An 18749-nucleotide genomic window follows, 5' to 3' on the forward strand; every position below is an offset into this window, starting at 1 on the left:
GTGGTGCGTTCTCCTTGGGACTTTTTGGGACCTTGATGTGGGACCAACTCCCTTGCACCTCTTGGGACATGAGGTGCTGGGGAGTGGGGGCGGTGACGGTATGCATCCCGTCGCTCGCGCACCGTAAGCATCGTCCTTCACGCGTGCCGCATGCAATCTCCCGAGCGACGATCACCTGTTCCAGGGAACATCTGCGCCTGTGTTCGGGTGTTCTGTTCGGACGCCCCGCCCCCTCAAGCGCCCCGCCCCCCTCAAGCGCCTCGCCCTTCAAGGGCCCGGGACGATGCCTCGTACTACACCCAGGTCCACCAAGTCCTGTGGGCGCAAACGGAGTTGGTCTGCCGTGCGGCGGACCTCGTCCGGTGGGCGTTTGAGGATCGCCGCCGCTGGTTCGGGTGCGATGACCGAGAAGTAACTGTCCGGCGTCGCCCAGGTGTTGCCGGGCGCGGCGAGCGCCAGCGCGCCGCCCGACCCGCCCTCGCCGATGACCAGCGTGGTCACCGGCACCGGGCACTCCGCCACCGCCGCGAACAGGCCCGCGATGGCGGCGCCCGCACCGTCGCGTTCCGCCGCCGCGTCATTGGCCGCGCCCGGCGTGTCCACCAGCGTCAGCACCGGCAGGTTCAGCCGCCCCGCGAGCCGGATCAGCCGCGCCGCCGTCCGGTACCCGGCGGGCCGCGTCGCCGTACCGCACTGCGCCGCGAACGCGACCGTCCGCCCGTCGTGCGTACCGAACCCGCACAGCATCCCGTCGTCCGTCCCGCCCGCCCGGTCCCCGCTCACCGTCACCCGCCGCGTGAAGTACGCGTCGAGATAGGCGGCGGCGCGCGGTCGCCCGGCGGCGCGGGCCCGTACGACGGCGTCCCAGCCGGTGGTGGGGAGATCCGTCCGGCCGAGGGCGTGCGGAGGAGGGGCCGGGTGAGGGGGCGGGTGGGGGAGGTCGCTTGCGCCGTCCGTCAGGAGTCCGAGCCAGTCGGTCAGCGTTTCCCGGAGGTCCCTCTCCGGGACCACCGCGTCGATCGCGCCCGCCGCGAGCTGCGCCTCGGCCGTGTACGCCGACGGGTCCGCGTCCGGCGGCCGGACCCGGGAGCCCGCGAAGCCGATCTGCGCCGACGGCAGCGAGAGGATCACGTCCGCGCCCGCGCCGAGTGTCGCCCAGCCGCCGCCCGTCACCGGGTCCCGTACCACCGTGAGCTGCGGCAGCCCGGCCGCCCGGGTGAGCGCCGACTCGCGTGCCACCCGCTGGAGTTGGGTCAGCGCCCGCATGCCTTCCTGCATCCGGCTGCCGCCCGTCGCGACCAGCGCCACCACCGGCAGCCGCCGCTCCCGGGCGTACACGTGCGCGGCTTCGAGCCGGTCCCCGGTCCGCTCCCCGAGCGACCCGCCGAGGAACCCGAACTCGAACGAGATCAGCACCGTCCGCACCCCACCGAGCACCGCCGTCCCGCACACCACCGACTCGCTCTCACCGGTACGGGCCGCCGCACGGGCGCGCGACTCGTCGTACCCCTCCCAGGAGAGGGGCCCGTCGGGCGTGTACGGGCGATCGGGCACCGGCAGTTCACGGAATTCACGGAACGCGTCCCGGTCGCCGTCGATGACGAGGGCGATGGCGGCTCGGGCGGAGACGCGGTGCGGCGGCCTGGAGCGGGGGGCGCCCTGCGGGTCGGTCGGGTCAGTCACCGAGCGCCCGCTTCATGACCTTGCCCATGTCGTTGCGGGGCAGCGCCGCCAGATAGTGGACGACCCGGGGCCGCTTGTGCGGGGCGAGGCGGTCGGCGACATGGGTCGCCAACTCCTCCTGGGTCGGCGGTACTTCGGGGTCGGCGGGCACCACCCAGGCGACGATCCGTTCGCCGAGGTCGTCGTCCGGCTCCCCGGTCACGGCCGCCTCACGGACGCCCGGGTGCTCCAGGAGCGTGTTCTCGATCTCGCCGGCGCCGATCTTGTAACCGCCGCTCTTGATCAGGTCGGTCGCCTTGCGGCCCACGATCCGGACATAGCCGCCGGGATCGCGCACCGCCATGTCACCGGTCCGGAACCAGTCACCGTCGAACGCCGCCGCCGTCGCATCGGGCCGGTTCAGATACTCCGTGAACAGATTCGGGCCGCGCACCTGGATCTCACCGACCGCCTCGGGGCCGTGCTCGGTGATCTCGGCGCCCGACTCGTCGACCAGCCGCAGATCGACACCCGGCAGCGGTACGCCGACCGTCCCCGGCCCCGGCGCGCCGTCCGCCCGCACGCTCGTGATCATCAGGGTCTCCGTCATGCCGTACCGCTCCAGGACCCGGCGCCCGGTCGCGGTCGTGATCAGCGCGTGGTCGTGCAGCGGAAGCGCGGCCGACCCCGACACCAGCAGCCGCGCCCCGGCCAGCGCCTTCACCAGCGTCGGATGGCGGGGCAGCGCCTCCGCGATGCGGTGGTACATCGTCGGCACCCCGAACAGCATCGTCGCCCCCGACGTCAACTCCCGCGCCACGCCGTCCGTGTCGAACCGGCCCAGATGCCGTACGGAGCCACCGCGCCGCAGCGGACCCAGGATGCCGAGGATCAGCCCGTGCACATGGAACAGCGGGAGCCCGTGCACGAGGACGTCGTCCCCGGTCCACTCCCAGGCGTCCGCGACCGCGTCGAGCGTGGCGGCGACCGCGCGGCGCGGGATGACAGCGCCCTTGGGGGGTCCGGTGGTGCCGGAGGTGTAGACGACGAAGGCGGGGGCCGAATCGTCGGCGGGCTCGGTGAACGGGTCGCCGGTCCCACTCGCACCCCCACCCGCACCCGTGACCTCGACGTCCAGGCGCTCCAACCCGGCCAGGGCCTCCGGCAGTTCGACCCCCGGCGCCACCAGAATCCCGTCCGGCGCGCTGTCGGCCACGACGTGCGCGAGTTCGCTCCCCCCTGACTTCGGGTTCAACGGCACCACGGGCACTCCGGCGAGCAGCCCGCCGACCACGGCGACCGCCGTCTCCAGCGAGGGAGTGGCCCAGACGGCGACCCGCCCCGGCCCACCTGCCCCGTTCGCGGCGACCCGCCTCGGGCCACCTGCCCCGTTCGCGGTCAGCCGCGCGGCCACCCGCCCGGCGGCGGCGCGCAGCTCCCCGTAGTCGAGAGCCCGTTCACCGAAGCGCAGGGCGGGCCGCCCGGGGTCCGCGGCGCCGCCGACCAGGGCGGGAAAGAGAGAAGACACGTGTCGTACTCCTGTCTCGGGGGGACATCCGGTGCTCGGGGAGATGTCCCATGGTCCGATTCCGATTCCTGCCCGCGGCGCGCACCCGGTGCCCTTACCCAGCCGGTGCCACGACGTCCGCCACCGCGCAGCTCACATTGTCCGGGGCGCCCGCCGCGTGTGCTGCCTCGATCAGGGAGCGGACCGCCGTGTCCGGGTCGGGGGCCGTCGTGAGGAGGGTGCGCAGACGGTCCGGTGGGACGACCGTGGACAGGCCGTCCGAGCAGAGGAGGTAACGGTCGCCGGGACGGGCCTCGTGCAGCCGCAGATCGGGGGCGGCCTTGGTCGCGCCACTGCTCAGGGCCCGGAGGAGCAGAGAGCGCTGCGGGTGCGAAACGGCCTCGTCCGGGGTCAGCCGGCCCTCGTCGATGAGGGACTGGACGAGCGTGTGGTCGTCGGTGATCCGGAACAGTTCTCCGTCGCGCAGGACATGGGCGCGGGTGTCGCCGATGTGGACGAGGGCCATGCGGGAGTCGGCCCACAGCAGGGCGGTGAGGGTCGTGCCGCTCTCGGTGCCGGTCGCCGTGGCGTCCGTGGCGGGTGCGGCGGGTGCGGCGGGTGCGGCGGGTGCGGCCTCGCGGACCGCGCGGGTCGCCGCGTCGACCGCGTCCTGAAGGGCGTCGAGGATGTGCCCGGCCGGCCAGACGTGCGGTCCGGTCCCGGCTCCCATGGGTGGGTCCAGGGACTTGAGCGCGTCGACCGCCGCCGCGCTCGCCGGTGCCCCGTCCGGGCCGAAGCCGTCCGCGACGGCGAGTACCCGGGCACCCGCGTACGCCGTGTCCTGGTTGCTCGCGCGGATCAGGCCCCGGTCGGACAGGGCCGCGTACCGAAGTTCCCGTACGGGGGATGTCATGTCGGTGTCCTCTCTCGACAACTCGTCCACGAGGAAGGCCGCCAGGTCACGGCGGGCCGAGGTCTCCGCCTCCACGCGCGCCCAGTAGGCCCGTACCGCGTCCGCAGCCGCCGGACCGTCCAGCGCGCACACCTCGCGGATCCCGGTCAGCGGCATCCCGAGGCGGCGCAGCCACGCCACCAGGCGTGCCCGCTCCACCTGCTCGGGTGCGTAATAGCGGTAGCCGGAGTCCGGGTCGGTGCGGGCGGGGCGCAGCAGGCCGAGGTCGTCGTAGAGGCGCAGTGCCTTCGGCGACAGCCGGGTCGCCTTCGCGAACACCCCGATCGTCAGCCACCGCGCGCCGTCCGTCCCCGCCACCGTGTGCCTCCTGTGCCGTGCTTCCTCGTGGCCGGGCGGGTGCCCGGTCCCACCGATGCTGAGGGTTCACCGAAGGTGAAGGTCAAGGGAGAGGTCAAGGTCAAGGTCAAGCATGGTTTCGGGGGCGCGACCGTTGTTAACCTGCGCCCCGTACGCGACCCCGTCTCCCGAGGAGTCCTCGTGGCACCCGCCCCCCACCGGAACGACCGGATCGCTCTGGTCACCTGCCGACCGCATCCGCAGATCAGTGCGGACCGGGATCTCCCGGTCCTGGCGGCTTCCCTGGACGCGGCGGGTGCGGACAGCGCGATCGTGTACTGGGACGATCCGGAGATCGACTGGGCCGGGTTCGACCTCGTGGTGATCCGCTCCACCTGGGACTACGTGCTGCACGTGGCCGAGTTCGTGGCGTGGGCCGAGCGGTGCGGCGCGCTCACCCGGCTCGCCAATCCGGCGCCCGTCGTCCGCTGGAACACCGACAAGCGCTACCTCGGCGAACTCGCCGCCCGGGGCGTCCCCGTGGTGCCGACCCGCTATCTGCCGCCCGGCGCCCCCGTCGACCTCGCCGAGGCGGTCGGCGGCGGCGAGTACGTGATCAAGCCGACCACCGGGGCCGGGGCGCGGTTCGCCGCACGGTACGGACCCGGCGAAGAGGCCACCGCGCGGCGGCAGATCGAGCGGATGCACGCCGAAGGGCTCACCGCGATGGCGCAGCCCTACATGCGGGGCATCGACACCACCGGCGAGCGGGCCCTGTTGTACTTCGGCGGACGCCTCGGACACGCCGTACGCAAGGGCGCCGTCCTGGCACCCGGCACCGCCTACGACGCGCGCAAGATCGCGCACCCCGGCGTCCGCGCCTGGGAACCGACGGAGGCGGAACTCGCCGTGGCGGCAAGCGCGTTGGCCGCCGTACCCGGCATACCGAGTACGCCCGAGCTGCTGTACGCGCGCGTGGACCTGGTCGACGGCGACGACGGCACCCCGCACGTCATGGAACTCGAACTCGTGGAGCCGAACCTCTTCCTGGACCTGCACCCCGGCTCCCTGACCACCGTGACCGAGGCGATCCTCGCCGCCGCCTAGGGTCTGTCGTCCACCGCGGTCCGCTGGAGCAGCCCCCAGGTGAACTCGGCCGCGCACCGCCGCCGTACCCCCGTCTCGTCCGGGGCCGTGAAGGCGAGGCCCCAGCGGGTCGGCGCCGAGCCCTCCAGCGGGCGGGCCGGGGCGAAGGCGCGGGCCACCTCGTCCACGGTGCACGACCACGGCGTCAGATCGGCGAGCGTGCGCGGCGCGGGCGCGGGGGCGCCGGGCGCGCGGACCAGCCACTCGTTCCACACGGCACCGTTCGGCGCGAGCAGCACCTCGAACCGCAGATCGGGCCAGAGCGGTACGGGCCACAGCAGCGCCTCGCAGTCGAGGTCCCCGATCCGGCGGGCGGCGGCCGACTCGGGCGGCCCCAGGACCGACCGGTACCGGGACGCGGAGCCACGGGCGCGCGGTGAGCGGACCATCGCCTGCCAACGGCGGTTGGCCTCGCGCATGTCGGCGACGGACACGCCCAGGGTGTGCCGGGCGCTCTCCACGAGATCCGGGTTGTGGTCGGCCATGCGGCGCAGCAGCACCAGTTGGAAGTCGAGCGGGGTGAAGGGGCGGCGGGGCGGTTCGGGTGCGGGACGGGGCATGGGTCCATCGTGGCGTACGGGGTGCCCGCGCCACCGCGAGCCGTCCCTCACGGGGGCGATATCCGCCGCATCAGCCGCTCGTGTTCCGCGTCCGTCACCGGCAGCCCCGAGGAGGGCAGTAACTGCGGCACGCCGTCGACGACCGGGTACCGGCGCCGCAGCCGGGGGTTGTACAGCGCCACTTCTCCGGTCACCGGGTCGTCCGGCACCAGCAGGTGCAGCGGTCCCTTGTCGAGCGGGCAGACGAGGAGGTCCAGCAGCGGATCGTCGGGGTTCACCCGGGGTCAGCTCCTTCACACCGGTACGGGGGTCGGCCACGTCGGTACGGGGGGCGGCGCCCGCCGGTCATCGACCGTCCCCGTCGCGCCCTCGCGACCGCCGCAGCGAGCCGAGCCCGAACGCCTGCTTGCGCGGGGCCTCCGGCAGCCCGGACGGCGCGGGCACGCGGTGCGTGGACCCGGGGGCACGGGCGGAGATGGTGGGGCCGGAGGCGATGGGTTCGGGGATGACGGGTTTCGGGGCGGCGGGTTCGGGGGGAACGGGGCGTACGGGGTGGGGCGTGACGGGATCGGGGGCGACGAGACCAGGGGGTAGGGGATTGGGGGGCACGGGACCGACATTCGGTGATACGGGATCCTCGGCCGGCGGGGTACTCGATGGTCCGGAGTTCGATGGTCCGGAGTCCGAGGCCACCCCGTCCGCCCGGGTGGAAGAGGCCGCTCTCCGCCCCCGCACCCAGGGCGCCGCCCCCCGCCCCACCACCAGCAGCACCGCGAACAACGCGACCACCACGAGAAGTTGGGTCACCGGTCCGAAGGCGATCCCGCCCAGCGAGGGCGAACCCGACGCCGCCATCGCCCCCGCGAACCCCGCGGCGGCCATCGCCACGAACGCGATCGGCACGAGCAGCCCCCGCCGCCACCCCGCGAGCAGCGCCAGCACCGGAATCAGCAGCCCCAGCCGCCCCGCGAGCACGACCCCCACGACGGTCAGCGCCAGGACCCCCACGATCGGCCCGAGCAGGGCCCTGTCATGGCTGTCGTGGCTGCCATGGCTGTCGGCTCGGCGCAGGAACCACACCAACCCCAAAAGCCCCACGACGGCGACCCCGCCGACGATCAACCACCCCTGCTGCCCGATGTCGAACCGCCAGGCGGTCAGCTCGTGTCCGTTCAAGGTGACCTTCCAGCAGGGACGGGTTCGTCGGGACGGAGGAGCCCGTACGGCCCCCTTCGCGTATGTCGCGTGCAGGGTACCGCCGGGACCGCCGGGACGGGCCGGCCCAACCGTCCCCGGCGCGAGACCCGTTGAACGCGGACCCGTCCTCGCCCGTATGAAGGGGCGGCCCGGGACCCCGACGCGGGCCCCACCCACGGAAGACACGGAAGAAGGGCAGGGCCCATGGGAGGTCACGGCACGGGCGTCGGCGCCGGCGGCGGCAACGTCACGGCGCTGTTCCGCACCACCGGCGCGCACACCCCCTCGTACTTCGCGCTGGAGCGGGCGGGCGACGGAGGCCGGGGCCCCATCGACTTCTGCATTCCGTGCAACCCGTACTTCCCGACACCGGCCATGTTCGAGTCCCTGGCCGGGCGGCTGCGGGAGATCCTCACGTACTACCCGAGCGACGCCGACACCGTGACCGCCGAACTCTGCGCGGTGCTCGGGCTGAACCGGCAGACCGTCGCCATGGGCAATGGCTCCACCGAACTCATCACCTGGATCGACCACTTGCTGGTCCGCGACTCGCTCGCCGTGCCGGTGCCGACCTTCGGCCGGTGGACCGACCAGCCGATGGAGACCGGTAAACGCGTCGACATGTTCCCGCTGCCCGAGGCCGACGGGTTCGCCCTCGACCCGCACGCGTTCGTCTCCTTCATCCGCGCCCGGGGCTCCCGTACCGCCGTCATCTGCAACCCCAACAACCCGGACGGCGGGCTGCTGCCCCGGCGCGCCGTCCTCGCCCTGCTCGACTCGCTCACCGATCTCGATCTGGTCGTGGTGGACGAGTCGTTCCTGGAGTTCGCCGACGCGGAGGCCGACGCGAGCGTCGCCGACGAGGCCGTTCTGCGGCCCAATGTGATCGTGCTGCGCAGCCTCGGCAAGAACTTCGGGCTGCACGGTGTCCGCTTCGGCTATCTCGTCGCGAACCCGGCGATCGCCGGGAAGGTGCGGGCCGCGCTGCCCAAGTGGAACCTCAACTCCTTCGCGGAGACGGTGGTGTTCATGCTCCGTGAGCACGCGCACGAGTATCTGGAGAGCCTGCACATCGTCCGTCGCGACCGCCTGGAGATGGCCCGCACGCTGTCCGCCCTGCCCGGCCTGACCGTCTACCCCTCGCAGGGCAACTTCCTCTTCGTCCGTCTCCCGGTCGGCGCGGACGGCGTGGCCGTACGGGACCAACTCCTCGACGAGCACGGCATCCTGGTCCGCGAATGCGGCAACAAGATCGGTAGTTCCAGCCGCTTCCTGCGGCTCGTGGTGCGCCCCCAGCCGGATGTCCTGCGCCTGGTGAACGGCCTGGGCCAGGTGCTCCACGGACCCAGGAGGGAAGCCGCCGGGCCCGAACCGTACCTGCGATACGGCTCGGGCCCGGTGGCGGATCACGCCTCGGCGCCGGCGGCGGCACCGCACTCCGGATACGGCCCCGGAGAGCGCTCCGGATACGGACCCACCGCCCGCCCGGCAGCCGCGTACGCCCCCGGTCTGACCGCCGGATTCCACTCCGGCGCCTCGGCGGCGTACAGCTCCGGTACGGCGGCCGTGGACCGGCTCGTCCGTCAGGTGTGAGCCGGGCCGCGTGCCGCGCATGAGCGACGTAAGGGATCAATTGTCCGCCGTCGCACGCGCGCCGCGCCGAAACGGCCTGTCCCGCACAGAACATTCACAGCTCCGGGTTTATCTGTGACCGGCGTCGCGCCTAGCCTGCCAGCGTCATGGACTACTGCCACCCGTGCCGCAGGCACCTCAACGGCGCCCTCGCCTGCCCTGGGTGCGGAACCCCGGCGACCGCCCGCCCCGAACGCGGCCGACGCGCCCGCAGCGATGCCCAGTTGGAGAACCCGGGAGGTCCGGACGAGGCGGACGGCGGGGACGACTTCGACGATTCCGATGCGGACTCCGATTCCGATTCCGATGAACCGGACGGTTCCGACGGGCCGTACGCTACGCGCAGAGAACGCCGTCAGCGCAGGTCACGGGCCGGTCGCAGGGCCGCTCACCGCCGTAAGCGCCGCCGGCTCATCCTCGTCACGACAGGCATCGTGCTCGCGGCCGGCGGTCTGAGCCTCGCGGAACTCGGCATCGACGCACCGTTCCAACTCCCCACCGCCGCGGCGCCGGACGGCGGATCCGACGACGAGATCACCCCGTCGGCGAAGGACGGCACGGAGGCGGACGGAACGGCCGACGGCTCATCCACCGCTCCGACCGCTTCCCCCGGTACGTCCTCCTCCGCGTCCCCGTCGAAGTCGGAGAAGGACGACAAGAAGAAGGACGACAAGGACGACAAGGGGGACAAGGAATCCCCGTCAGGTACAGCGTCACCGGGCACCGACACACCCCCCGGCAGCGCGACCCCACCGACGGCATCGGACCCCACCCCACCCCCGACGAACGACACCCCACCCCCGGCACAGGACCCCACCCCACCCGCACCGGACCCCACACCGACCCAAACCTGCGACCGATTCCTTTGGTGGTGTACCTGAGACGTCCCTCGCCTCCAGCACCGCTGTGGGCAGGCGTTCCGTCTTACGTACTCGGCTCGGCGTCAGCCCCCAACATCCGTATCAACAGATCCCGCAACACCAACCTCTCCGCCGCCGACAGCCCGGCAAGCGGCTCGCGAGCGAAGTCGAGCGATTCGCGCAACCCGCGGGCAAGCCGCGCCCCCTCCTCCGTGGGCGCCGCGAGCTTCACCCGCCGATCCCCCGGATCGGGCCGCCGCTCCACCAGCCCCCGGCTCTCCAGCCGATCCACGATCCCGGTGATATTGGACGGCTCGCACTTCAACTTCTGCGCGATCCGCCGCATCGGCAACGGTTCGAGCGACAGCAACCCCAGCACCCGCGCCTGCACCCCGGTCAGCGCATGCCGTGCGGCGGCCCGCTCGTACTCGTCGTAGTAACGCGCCACCACCGTGCCGATGAGGTCGACCACCTCAAGGGTGAGTGGGTCTGTCCGTGACGTCCGTGTGGCCATGCCCACCAGGCTACTCCGTTACTTGACATCATGAAATATTCAGGGGCATGGTTGTTTCACATAGTGAAGCATTAGGCGAACGTACGATCCGGAGGAAGCCCCCCACATGCCCGCCACCCCTCAGACCCCCCGAACCCCCGAGATTCCGGCCACCGCACGGGCCTGGCACCTGATCAGCCGCCCGCACGGCTGGCCCGTACCGTCCGACTTCGACCTCCGCGAGGTCGAGGTCCCGCAGCCGGGCCCCGGCCAGATCCTGGTCAGGAATCTGTACCTCTCCGTCGACCCCTACATGCGGGGCCGGATGAGCGCGGCGAAGTCGTACGCCCCGCCGTACGAGCTGGGGGAGCCGATGCTCGGCGGCGCGGTCGGCATCGTCGTGGCGTCGGGCGACGAGGGCGTCCAGGTGGGCGACCACGTCCTGCACTTCCTCGGCTGGCGCGAGTACGCCCTGGTCGACGCCAGGACGGCGGTCAAGGTCGACCCCGGCATCGCACCGCTCAGCACCTACCTCGGCGTCCTCGGCATGACCGGTCTGACCGCGTACGCGGGTCTGCTGCGCGTCGCGGAGTTCAAGGAGGGCGAGACGGTCTTCGTGTCCGGAGCGGCCGGCGCGGTCGGCGGGCAGGTCGGGCAGATCGCCAAGCTGAAGGGTGCGGCGCGGGTCATCGGTTCGGCGGGCTCGGACGAGAAGGTGAAGCTGCTCACCGACGAGTACGGGTTCGACGCGGCGTTCAACTACAAGAACGGTTCCGTGTTCGAACAGTTGAAGGCGGCGGCGCCCGACGGTGTCGACGTCTACTTCGACAATGTCGGCGGTGACCACCTGGAGGCCGCGATCGGGCAGCTCAACCTGCGTGGCCGGATCGCCGTCTGCGGGATGATCTCCGTCTACAACAACACGGAGCCGGCGCCAGGGCCGAGCAATCTGTCCCGCCTCATCCAGACCCGCGGCCGGATCGAGGGCTTCCTCGTCGGTGACCACTTCGACCTCCAGCCGCAGTTCGTCCAGGAGGTCGGCGCCTGGGTGGCATCGGGCGCGCTCAAGTACCGCGAGACGGTCGTCCCGGGCATCGAGAACACCCTGGAGGCGTTCCTCGGGGTCCTGCGGGGCGACAACACGGGGAAGATGATCGTCGCGCTCGACGGCGACCAGGGCGAGTAGCGCGACTGGTACTGGATGACCTCTGGGGTTGAATTCCGCGATCCGATAAAGTCTTTCCGAAATGAAGACGTTCGCGATACGTGGGCGCGAGTCGCGGCGGACCACCGGATCACAGGACGACCGGATCACAGGAGGAATGCGCAGCCATGGCCATCCAGCAGTCCGAAGTGCTCTACACCGCCGTCGCCACCGCCGAGAACGGCCGTGACGGCCGCGTCGCCACCGACGACGGCAAGATCGACGTCACCGTGAACCCGCCCAAGGAAATGGGCGGCAGCGGCATCGGTACGAACCCGGAGCAGCTCTTCGCCGCCGGGTACAGCGCCTGCTTCCAGGGCGCACTCACGGCGGTCGCCCGTAAGGCGAAGGCGGACATCTCCGGGTCGACCGTGACCGCGAAGGTGGGGATCGGCAAGAACGACGACGGATTCGGCATCATCGTGGAGATCTCGGCCACGATCCCCCGCCTGGAGGAGCCGGCGGCCAGGGCCCTCCTGGACCAGGCCCACCAGATGTGCCCGTACTCCAAGGCGACCCGCGGCAACATCACGGTGACCCTGACCGTGTCCTGAGTCGGCCGTGCGGGCCGGTGGGTGGGGTTTTCCGGCCCACCGGCCCGGATAGGGTGGCCGCATGGGCGATCTGGTGGTGGGGTTCAAGTACCTGGCGAAAGGCCAGCGTTGGGTCGCCGGGCACGGCAGGAGTTACGGGTTCGGGCTGGTGCCCGGTCTGATCACCCTGGTCCTGTACGGTGCGGCGCTCGTCGCCCTGGCCTTGTGGGGCGCCGACTTCGTGGGCTGGGCGACCCCGTTCGCCGACGACTGGTCGTCCCCCTGGGGCGGTCTGTTCCGCGGCTTCCTCACCGCCGTCCTCTTCGCGCTCGCCCTCATGCTCGCGGTGATCACCTTCACCGCCGTCACCCTCCTCGTCGGCCAGCCCTTCTACGAGGCCCTGTCGGAGCAGGTCGACCGTGACGTCTCCCCGGACGGCACCGCCCCCGAGTCCGGGCTCCCGCTCTGGCGGGACCTGTGGATCTCGGCCCGCGACAGCCTCCGTATCCTCGTCCGCGCCGCCCTCTGGGGCATCCTGCTCTTCGCGCTCGGCTTCGTCCCGGTGCTCGGTCAGACCGTCGTCCCCGCCATCGGCTTCCTCGTCACCGGCTTCTTCCTCACCGAGGAACTCACCGCCGTCGCCCTGGCGCGCCGCTCCGTCGAACTCCGCCGCCGCCTCACTATGTTGCGCGCCCGCAAGTCCCTGGCCTGGGGCTTCGGCACCCCGCTCGCCCTCGCGTTCCTGGTCCCGTTCGTCGCCGTGTTCCTGATGCCGGGCGCGGTCGCGGGCGCGACGCTGATGGCCCGCGACCTGCTCGGCGAAGACGGGGCCGACGCCGCATCCGATGGTTCCGATGGTGCCGGTGACCGGGGGGACGGTCAGGTCGGCGGGGGAGACTCCGCGGGTACGGCCGTCACGAACCCGTCCGCCCTGACATCCCCGCATCAGCCGCCGCAGTGAGAATCGCCCGTACCTGAGCGATGATGTCGAGCCGGTTCCGTACGAACCCGGGATCGGTGACCGCCCCCGTCGCCGGATCCGTGTTGCCCGCGCCGAACTCCAGGACCGGGGTGTGCAGATGCCCGCCCGGCAGCCGGTCCCGCAGGCCGAGGCGGTCGCGGAGCAGCGTCGCGCGGTAGGCGATCTCGTTCGACAGATAGTCGCCGCCCCCGCCGGCCCGCGCCGTCGACCCCTCGGTCGGGCCGTCAGGACGCACGACCGGCGTGGTGCCGCCCGCCGGGATCTCGGTCACCGACGTGTTGTCGTACACGGGGAACGGCCCGGTCGCCGCCGCCACCATCTCCGCGTACGGGAGGGTCGTCGTCGTCCACTGCGGCTGCGTCGCCGGTTCGGATACGGGGACGGTCTCGCGGCGCTCCACGTTCTCGTTGTCCGCGAAGCCGCCGCGCCAGGCCCCGTTCGTCCGCTCCACATCGAACCGGCCGACGCGCCCCTGGCTGATCGTCGTGAACAGAGCGACCTTCCCGAGGTACGGCCGTAGCGTCCGCTCGACCTCACCGTCCGCGAAGTCCTGCCACCGCACCGGGAACACGGCCGTCTCGATCCGGGCCGGTCCGTGCGCCGTACGGATCACGGTGCCGTCGAGCGCGAGCGCCGAAGCGCCCGACGGATTGCTGATCCGTACGTCCCGGTCCAGCGTGAACGGGTCGAAACCGGTCACCAGAATCCGCTTCAGCCCCTTGGCCTGCTGCTTGGCCTGCTGCTTGGCCTTCGGGAAACGGATGGTGTCCTGTCCGCGCGAGGTGGTCTCAAGGGCGTCGAGCAGCCGCTCCCGCCGCGCGTCGGTGAGCCCGAACTCCGGTTCCCACTGGCGCAGTTCACGGCTCATCGCGAGCCGGGCCCAATAGAGGGGACGGTCGTCGTCCCGGCTCAGATCACCGCCCGCGGGACCGCGCCCCTGCGCCCGGTCGACCGCCCGCTCCCACAGCCGCGCCCCCTGCCGCTCGACGACCCGCTCGGCACCCGCGTACGAACGCGCCGTGCCCAGCTCCCGTACGAACGCCGGTGCCACGGAGTCGAATCCGCTGCGCCGCAGGATCTCCTGAGGCGCGGCCCGGTCGAGCCGCGCCTCCTCGACGGTCGCGGTCGCCGACGCGGTGGATGTCGTGGGCGCCGCCGGGGTGCCGGTCAGTCCGACGAGTAGGGCCGCGCCGGTGACGGCGAGGAGGGCGCGTAGCGGTGCGGACGAAGTCACGTGGGTCCTCCGGTGCGTGGGGGGTGACCGCAGTATCGCGGGGCGCGGGGGACCACCGCCAGAGTGCGCGGGGCTCGGAACTGGGGCTGATTGCCCGGAATGTGACGGTACGTCGGTCAGTGCGGCCCGAGATCGTCTCCGCGGTTGCCTTGGTCGCCTTGGTCGCCGAGCAGCGTGAGGAACGCCCGGAACGCCGTCGGCATGTCCACCGTCTCCGGATCCAGCAGCCACTGGTACTGGAGCCCGTCCATCACCGCGACCAGGAGCGGCGCCGCCTGCTCCGGTGTGAGACCGCTCGGCAGCCGCTCCCCGTACTCCGCGCGCAGCATCCGCGCCATGTTCGCGCGCACCGCCACATACCGCCGGGTGAAGAAGGCGCGGGCCGGGTGGTCCTCGGTGACGCTCTCGCCGAGCAGCGCCGAGAAGGTCTGCACGATGCCGGGGCGCATCGCGTTGTAGTCGGCGAGGGTGGCGAGCAGATCGAGGCGCCAGGCCGAGTCGGGTACGGAGTCCCACTGGTCGCGCTCCTCCAGGACCGCGACGAGCAGCGCCTCCTTGGTGGGGAAGTAGTGGAGCAGTCCCTGCTGCGTGAGCCCGACGCGCTCGGCGACCGCCCCCAGCGACGCGCCCCGGTATCCGCGCTCGGCGATCACTTCGAGGGTCGCCCGCAGAATCTCCGCCCGCCGCGCCTCACTCCTGGCCCTGGCCGCCATTCCCGCACCCCATTCCGCTTCCGCTCCGAGGACCGTACGACATCAGTATGTAACGTAAAGATAACGAAACCTACCGATCTACAGGTAGGCGATGCAGGATAGCGATGCAGGCGGACGACCCGGGCCGGCCATCCAGGCCGGCGATTCGATGAGGAGGTACCGCGATGGCGGTAGAGGCCACCCCGCAGGGCACCCCCGGTGACCACGGCACCGCTGGCGATCACGGAACCGCTGGCGATCAGGCCCGCGCGGCCGTCGTGGAGGCCGCGCTCGCCGCGCTGGACCTGGACGCCAAGGCCCGGCTGCTCGCCGGGCAGGACATGTGGTCCCTGCCCGCGCTCCCCGAGATCGGCCTCGCGTCCCTGGTGATGTCGGACGGTCCGATCGGTGTCCGAGGGGTCCGCTGGACCGCCGACGACCCGTCGATCGCCCTGCCCTCACCGACCGCGCTCGCCGCCACCTGGGACCCGGACCTGGCCCGGCGCGCCGGTGTCCTCCTCGCGCAGGAGGCCCGCCGCAAGGGCGTCCATGTCCTGCTCGCGCCCACCGTCAACCTGCACCGCTCCCCGCTCGGCGGCCGGCACTTCGAGGCGTACAGCGAGGACCCGTACCTCACCGGTGCCATCGGCTCCGGCTATGTCCGGGGCGTCCAGTCCGGCGGCGTCGGTACCACCGTGAAGCACTTCGTCGCGAACGACGCCGAGACCGAACGCTTCACCGTGAACAACCTCGTCCCGGCCCGCGCCCTGCGGGAGTTGTACCTCGCGCCCTTCGAGGCCATCGTCGCCGGCGCCCGCCCCTGGGGCATCATGACCGCGTACAACTCGGTCAACGGCACGACGATGACCGAGCACCGCGCCCTCGTCCAGGGCGTGTTGCGCGGCGAATGGGGCTTCGACGGCTTCAACGTCTCCGACTGGCTGGCCGCCCGCTCCACCACCGGCGCCATCGAGGGCGGCCTCGACGTGGCCATGCCCGGCCCCCGGACGGTCTACGGCGACCCGCTCGCCGACGCCGTTCGCGAGGGCAGGGTCGCCGAGGCCGCCGTGGACGACGCGGTCCGCCGGGTCCTGCTGCTCGCCGCCCGCGTCGGCATCCTCGACGGCGCCGCGCCGGTCGTCCCCGAGCCGCCCGCGCCCGTCGACGGCGAGGCCCTGGCCCGCGAGATCGCCCGCCGCTCCTTCGTCCTGGTACGGAACGAGCCCGCGAGTGACGGGCGCCGTGTCCTCCCGATCGACCCCGCGCGCCCCGGCCGCACCGCCCTCATCGGCGCGGCGGCCCGCGACGCCCGGGTGCTCGGCGGCGGCTCCGCGACCGTCTTCCCGGCCCATGTGATCTCCCCGCTCGACGGCCTCACCGCCGCGCTCCCGGACGGCGCCCTCAGCTACGCCGTCGGCGCCGACCCGAGCGACGAACTCGCCCCTGCCGACCAGGGGTTCACCCTGCGCGCCCTGTGCCGCGACGCGTCCGGCACCCTCATCGGCGAACGCTCCCTGCCGAGCGGACACCTCCAGTGGCTCGGCGACGACCTGCCCGAAGGCACCACGTACGAGACCCTGCACAGCATCGAGATCAAGGGCACCTTCACGCCGCGCGAGAGCGGTGAGCATGCCTTCGGCACCCGTGGCCTCGGCGCCTTCACGCTCACCGTCGGCGACCGGGTCCTGTTCGACGGCCACCAGGGGATGGGCGAGGAGTCCGACCCGTTCGAGGCGTTCTTCGGGTCCCCGTCCGAGCGCGGCAAGGTCGCGCTCACGGCGGACGAGCCCGTCGACGTGTCGCTGCGCTGCACCCTCGACCAGCGGTTCACCCCGCCGCTGCCCGGCGTGATCTTCTCGCTCGTGCACCTCGGCCCGCGCCGCGACGCCGACGAACTCATCGCCGAAGCGGTCGAGGCGGCGCGCGCGGCGGACACCGCCGTCGTGGTCGTCGCCACCACCGAACGCGTCGAGTCCGAAGGCTTCGACCGCGTGGACCTCGCGCTCCCGGGCCGCCAGGACGACCTGGTCCGGGCCGTCGCCGCCGCCAACCCGAACACCGTCGTGGTCGTCAACTCCGGCTCCCCGGTGGAACTTCCGTGGCGCGACGAGGTCGCCGCCGTACTGCTCGGCTGGTTCCCCGGGCAGGAGGGCGGCGCGGCCCTCGCGGACGTCCTGCTCGGCGCGGCCGAACCGGGCGGACGCCTCCCCACCACCTGGGGCGCCCTGGCCGACGCCCCGGTCACCCAGGTCACCCCCACCGACGGCGAACTCCCTTACTCCGAGGGCGTGTTCATCGGCTACCCGGCCTGGGAGAAGACCGGCGCGACACCCTCGTACCCCTTCGGCCACGGGCTCGGCTACACCGACTGGACGTACGAGTCGATCACCGTCGACGGCGGTACGGGCCCCGACGACGCGAACGCCACCGTCACCGTCACGGTCTCCGTCCGCAACTCCGGTGACCGGCCGGGCCGCGAGGTCGTCCAGGTCTACGCCGCCCCCGAGGCACCGGACGTCCCGGACCCGCGCGACCCTGCCTCCGGCGCGGTCCTGGAGCGTCCGGCCCGCAGACTCGCCGGTTTCGCGGGCGTCGAGGCGGGTCCTGGCGAGACCGCCGAAGCCGTGGTCCGGGTACCGCGCCGTGTCTTCGAGTACTGGGACGAGGCGGCGGACGCCTGGGCCCTGGCCACGGGGGTGTACGCGATCGAGGCGGGCCGCTCGGTCATGGACCGGAGGCTTGCGGGGGCGGTGAAGATCTGAGCCGAGCGGAGGAGGGGGGAACTGGTCCCCGGCTCACCCGGTCACGAAGCCGTACACCGTCTCCGACCGGTACACCTCGCCCGGCCGCAGCACCGTCGACGGGAAGCCGGGGTGGTGCGGCGAGTCCGGGAAGTGCTGGGTCTCCAGGGCGATCCCGTCCCCGGGCCCGAACGGGTGTCCGTCGAAGTGGTCGCCGGTGTAGACCTGGAGCCCCGGCTCGGTCGTCGCCACCGTCACCGCCCGCCCCGACGCCGGATCCCGCAGCTCCGCGACCGGCTCGGGGCCGGGCGTGACCCCCTTGTCCAGGACGAAGTTGTGGTCGTACCCGGCACCGGTCTTCCGCGCCTGCCGGAAGTCGAACCGGGTCCCGTCGACCGGCGCGAGCACCCCGGTAGGGATCTTGCCCGCGTCGGTCGGCGTCATCCGCGAAGCCGCGATCCGCAGCTCGTGCCCGGTCGCGGGCCCCGAACCCACCCCGGCCAGGTTCCAGTACGAGTGCTGCGTCAGATTCACCACGGTCGGCGCGTCGGTCACCGCCTCGTACGCGATCCGCAGCGCCCCGTCAGCGCCGAGCGTGTACGTCACCGAGACGTCGAGCCGACCGGGGAAACCCTCCTCGCCGTGCGGGCTCACCCGCGACAGCCGCACCCCGTGCGCCACCGGCTCCGCACCCCACACCCGCCGGTCGAAGCCGTACTCACCGCCGTGCACGCTGTTGTCGCCGTCATTGCGGGCGAGCGCGTACACCCAGTCGTCCAGCGGGAAACGGGCGCCCGCGATCCGGTTCGCGTACCGCCCCACCAGCGACCCCACGTACGCCCCCGCGGGCGACAGATACCCGTCGAGCGCGCCGAACCCGAGCGCCACACCCACCCGCGTACCGTCGCCCGCCGGCAGCTCCACCGACTGCACCGTCCCGCCGTACGTCAGCACCCGCACCCGTACCCCGCCGCGCTCCAGCGTCCAGCGGTGCACGTCCGTGCCGTCGGGAAGCGTCCCGAAGAGTTCACTGCTCATGATCCCGAGCCTACGGTCC

Annotated in this window: 17 protein-coding genes; 7 read left to right on the forward strand and 10 right to left on the reverse strand. The window is 72.4% G+C overall.

Annotated features, from left to right (window positions below; all coding sequences use genetic code 11):
* Positions 1-267: 267 nt before the first annotated feature.
* From ACIQNU_RS03615 to ACIQNU_RS03625, 3 genes are all read right to left on the reverse strand, one after another.
* Positions 268-1683 carry a carboxyl transferase domain-containing protein gene (locus ACIQNU_RS03615; protein ID WP_401360475.1) on the reverse strand — a complete coding sequence of 472 codons (1416 nt, stop codon included), beginning with the start codon at positions 1681-1683 and terminating at the stop codon, positions 268-270.
* On the reverse strand, positions 1676-3190 hold the full coding sequence (locus ACIQNU_RS03620; RefSeq protein WP_401360477.1) for an acyl-CoA synthetase: 1515 nt from the start codon (positions 3188-3190) through the stop codon (positions 1676-1678). Before ACIQNU_RS03620 ends, ACIQNU_RS03615 begins: the two co-directional genes overlap by 8 nt.
* Before the next feature lie 94 nt (positions 3191-3284).
* Positions 3285-4439, reverse strand: coding sequence for a MerR family transcriptional regulator (locus ACIQNU_RS03625; RefSeq protein ID WP_401360479.1), 1155 nt, complete (start codon positions 4437-4439; stop codon positions 3285-3287).
* Between the two features lie 180 nt (positions 4440-4619).
* On the opposite strand from ACIQNU_RS03625, the gene ACIQNU_RS03630 reads away from it, so the two are divergent.
* The gene (locus ACIQNU_RS03630; protein ID WP_401362421.1) at positions 4620-5525 is read left to right on the forward strand and encodes a RimK family alpha-L-glutamate ligase; all 906 of its coding nucleotides are present in this window, start codon (positions 4620-4622) and stop codon (positions 5523-5525) included.
* Here ACIQNU_RS03630 and ACIQNU_RS03635 read toward each other — a convergent pair.
* The 3 genes from ACIQNU_RS03635 to ACIQNU_RS03645 all read right to left on the reverse strand — a co-directional run bounded on the left by ACIQNU_RS03635 (position 5522) and on the right by ACIQNU_RS03645 (position 7300).
* Positions 5522-6124 carry a hypothetical protein gene (locus tag ACIQNU_RS03635; RefSeq protein WP_401360481.1) on the reverse strand — a complete coding sequence of 201 codons (603 nt, stop codon included), beginning with the start codon at positions 6122-6124 and terminating at the stop codon, positions 5522-5524. The two genes, ACIQNU_RS03630 and ACIQNU_RS03635, sit on opposite strands and share 4 nt — an antisense overlap.
* A gap of 47 nt (positions 6125-6171) precedes the next feature.
* On the reverse strand, positions 6172-6402 hold the full coding sequence (locus tag ACIQNU_RS03640; RefSeq protein WP_401360483.1) for a Trm112 family protein: 231 nt from the start codon (positions 6400-6402) through the stop codon (positions 6172-6174).
* A gap of 67 nt (positions 6403-6469) precedes the next feature.
* Positions 6470-7300, reverse strand: a complete 831-nt coding sequence (locus ACIQNU_RS03645; protein ID WP_401360485.1) for a hypothetical protein — start codon at positions 7298-7300, stop codon at positions 6470-6472.
* Between the two features lie 225 nt (positions 7301-7525).
* On the opposite strand from ACIQNU_RS03645, the gene ACIQNU_RS03650 reads away from it, so the two are divergent.
* Positions 7526-8914 (forward strand): pyridoxal phosphate-dependent aminotransferase, encoded by a 1389-nt coding sequence (locus ACIQNU_RS03650; RefSeq protein WP_401360487.1) that lies wholly within the window; start codon positions 7526-7528, stop codon positions 8912-8914.
* Positions 8915-9060: 146 nt separating this feature from the next.
* The gene (locus ACIQNU_RS03655) at positions 9061-9834 is read left to right on the forward strand and encodes a hypothetical protein (protein ID WP_401360489.1); all 774 of its coding nucleotides are present in this window, start codon (positions 9061-9063) and stop codon (positions 9832-9834) included.
* 43 nt (positions 9835-9877) lie between these two features.
* Here the strand turns inward: ACIQNU_RS03655 and ACIQNU_RS03660 are convergent, their stop codons facing one another.
* Positions 9878-10327: a MarR family winged helix-turn-helix transcriptional regulator gene (locus ACIQNU_RS03660; RefSeq protein ID WP_401360491.1), complete on the reverse strand. Its 450-nt coding sequence runs from the start codon at positions 10325-10327 to the stop codon at positions 9878-9880.
* 106 nt (positions 10328-10433) lie between these two features.
* Here ACIQNU_RS03660 and ACIQNU_RS03665 point away from each other — a divergent pair, with 106 nt between their 5' ends.
* The 3 genes from ACIQNU_RS03665 (at position 10434) to ACIQNU_RS03675 (ending at position 13004) form a co-directional block, all read left to right on the forward strand.
* Positions 10434-11492, forward strand: coding sequence for an NADP-dependent oxidoreductase (locus ACIQNU_RS03665; RefSeq protein ID WP_401360493.1), 1059 nt, complete (start codon positions 10434-10436; stop codon positions 11490-11492).
* 146 nt (positions 11493-11638) lie between these two features.
* Entirely contained in the window at positions 11639-12064 is a 426-nt protein-coding gene (locus tag ACIQNU_RS03670; RefSeq protein ID WP_401360495.1) for an organic hydroperoxide resistance protein, read from the forward strand.
* Between the two features lie 61 nt (positions 12065-12125).
* A complete protein-coding gene (locus tag ACIQNU_RS03675) occupies positions 12126-13004 on the forward strand; it encodes an EI24 domain-containing protein (RefSeq protein WP_401360497.1) in 879 nt (292 codons plus the stop codon).
* On the opposite strand, the gene ACIQNU_RS03680 is transcribed toward ACIQNU_RS03675, so the two are convergent.
* Positions 12958-14259 (reverse strand): pyroglutamyl peptidase, encoded by a 1302-nt coding sequence (locus ACIQNU_RS03680; protein ID WP_401360498.1) that lies wholly within the window; start codon positions 14257-14259, stop codon positions 12958-12960. The two genes, ACIQNU_RS03675 and ACIQNU_RS03680, sit on opposite strands and share 47 nt — an antisense overlap.
* Before the next feature lie 116 nt (positions 14260-14375).
* Complete coding sequence (locus ACIQNU_RS03685) at positions 14376-14972, reverse strand: TetR/AcrR family transcriptional regulator (protein ID WP_401360500.1); 597 nt, start codon at positions 14970-14972, stop codon at positions 14376-14378.
* Positions 14973-15136: 164 nt separating this feature from the next.
* Here ACIQNU_RS03685 and ACIQNU_RS03690 point away from each other — a divergent pair, with 164 nt between their 5' ends.
* Positions 15137-17713 carry a glycoside hydrolase family 3 protein gene (locus ACIQNU_RS03690; protein ID WP_401360501.1) on the forward strand — a complete coding sequence of 859 codons (2577 nt, stop codon included), beginning with the start codon at positions 15137-15139 and terminating at the stop codon, positions 17711-17713.
* A gap of 33 nt (positions 17714-17746) precedes the next feature.
* Here ACIQNU_RS03690 and ACIQNU_RS03695 read toward each other — a convergent pair whose 3' ends face one another.
* Entirely contained in the window at positions 17747-18730 is a 984-nt protein-coding gene (locus tag ACIQNU_RS03695; RefSeq protein ID WP_401360502.1) for an aldose epimerase family protein, read from the reverse strand.
* Between the last annotated feature and the right edge of the window lie 19 nt (positions 18731-18749).

The sequence above is a fragment of the Streptomyces sp. NPDC091292 genome, assembly GCF_044757265.1.
Classification (GTDB): Bacteria; Actinomycetota; Actinomycetes; order Streptomycetales; family Streptomycetaceae; genus Streptomyces.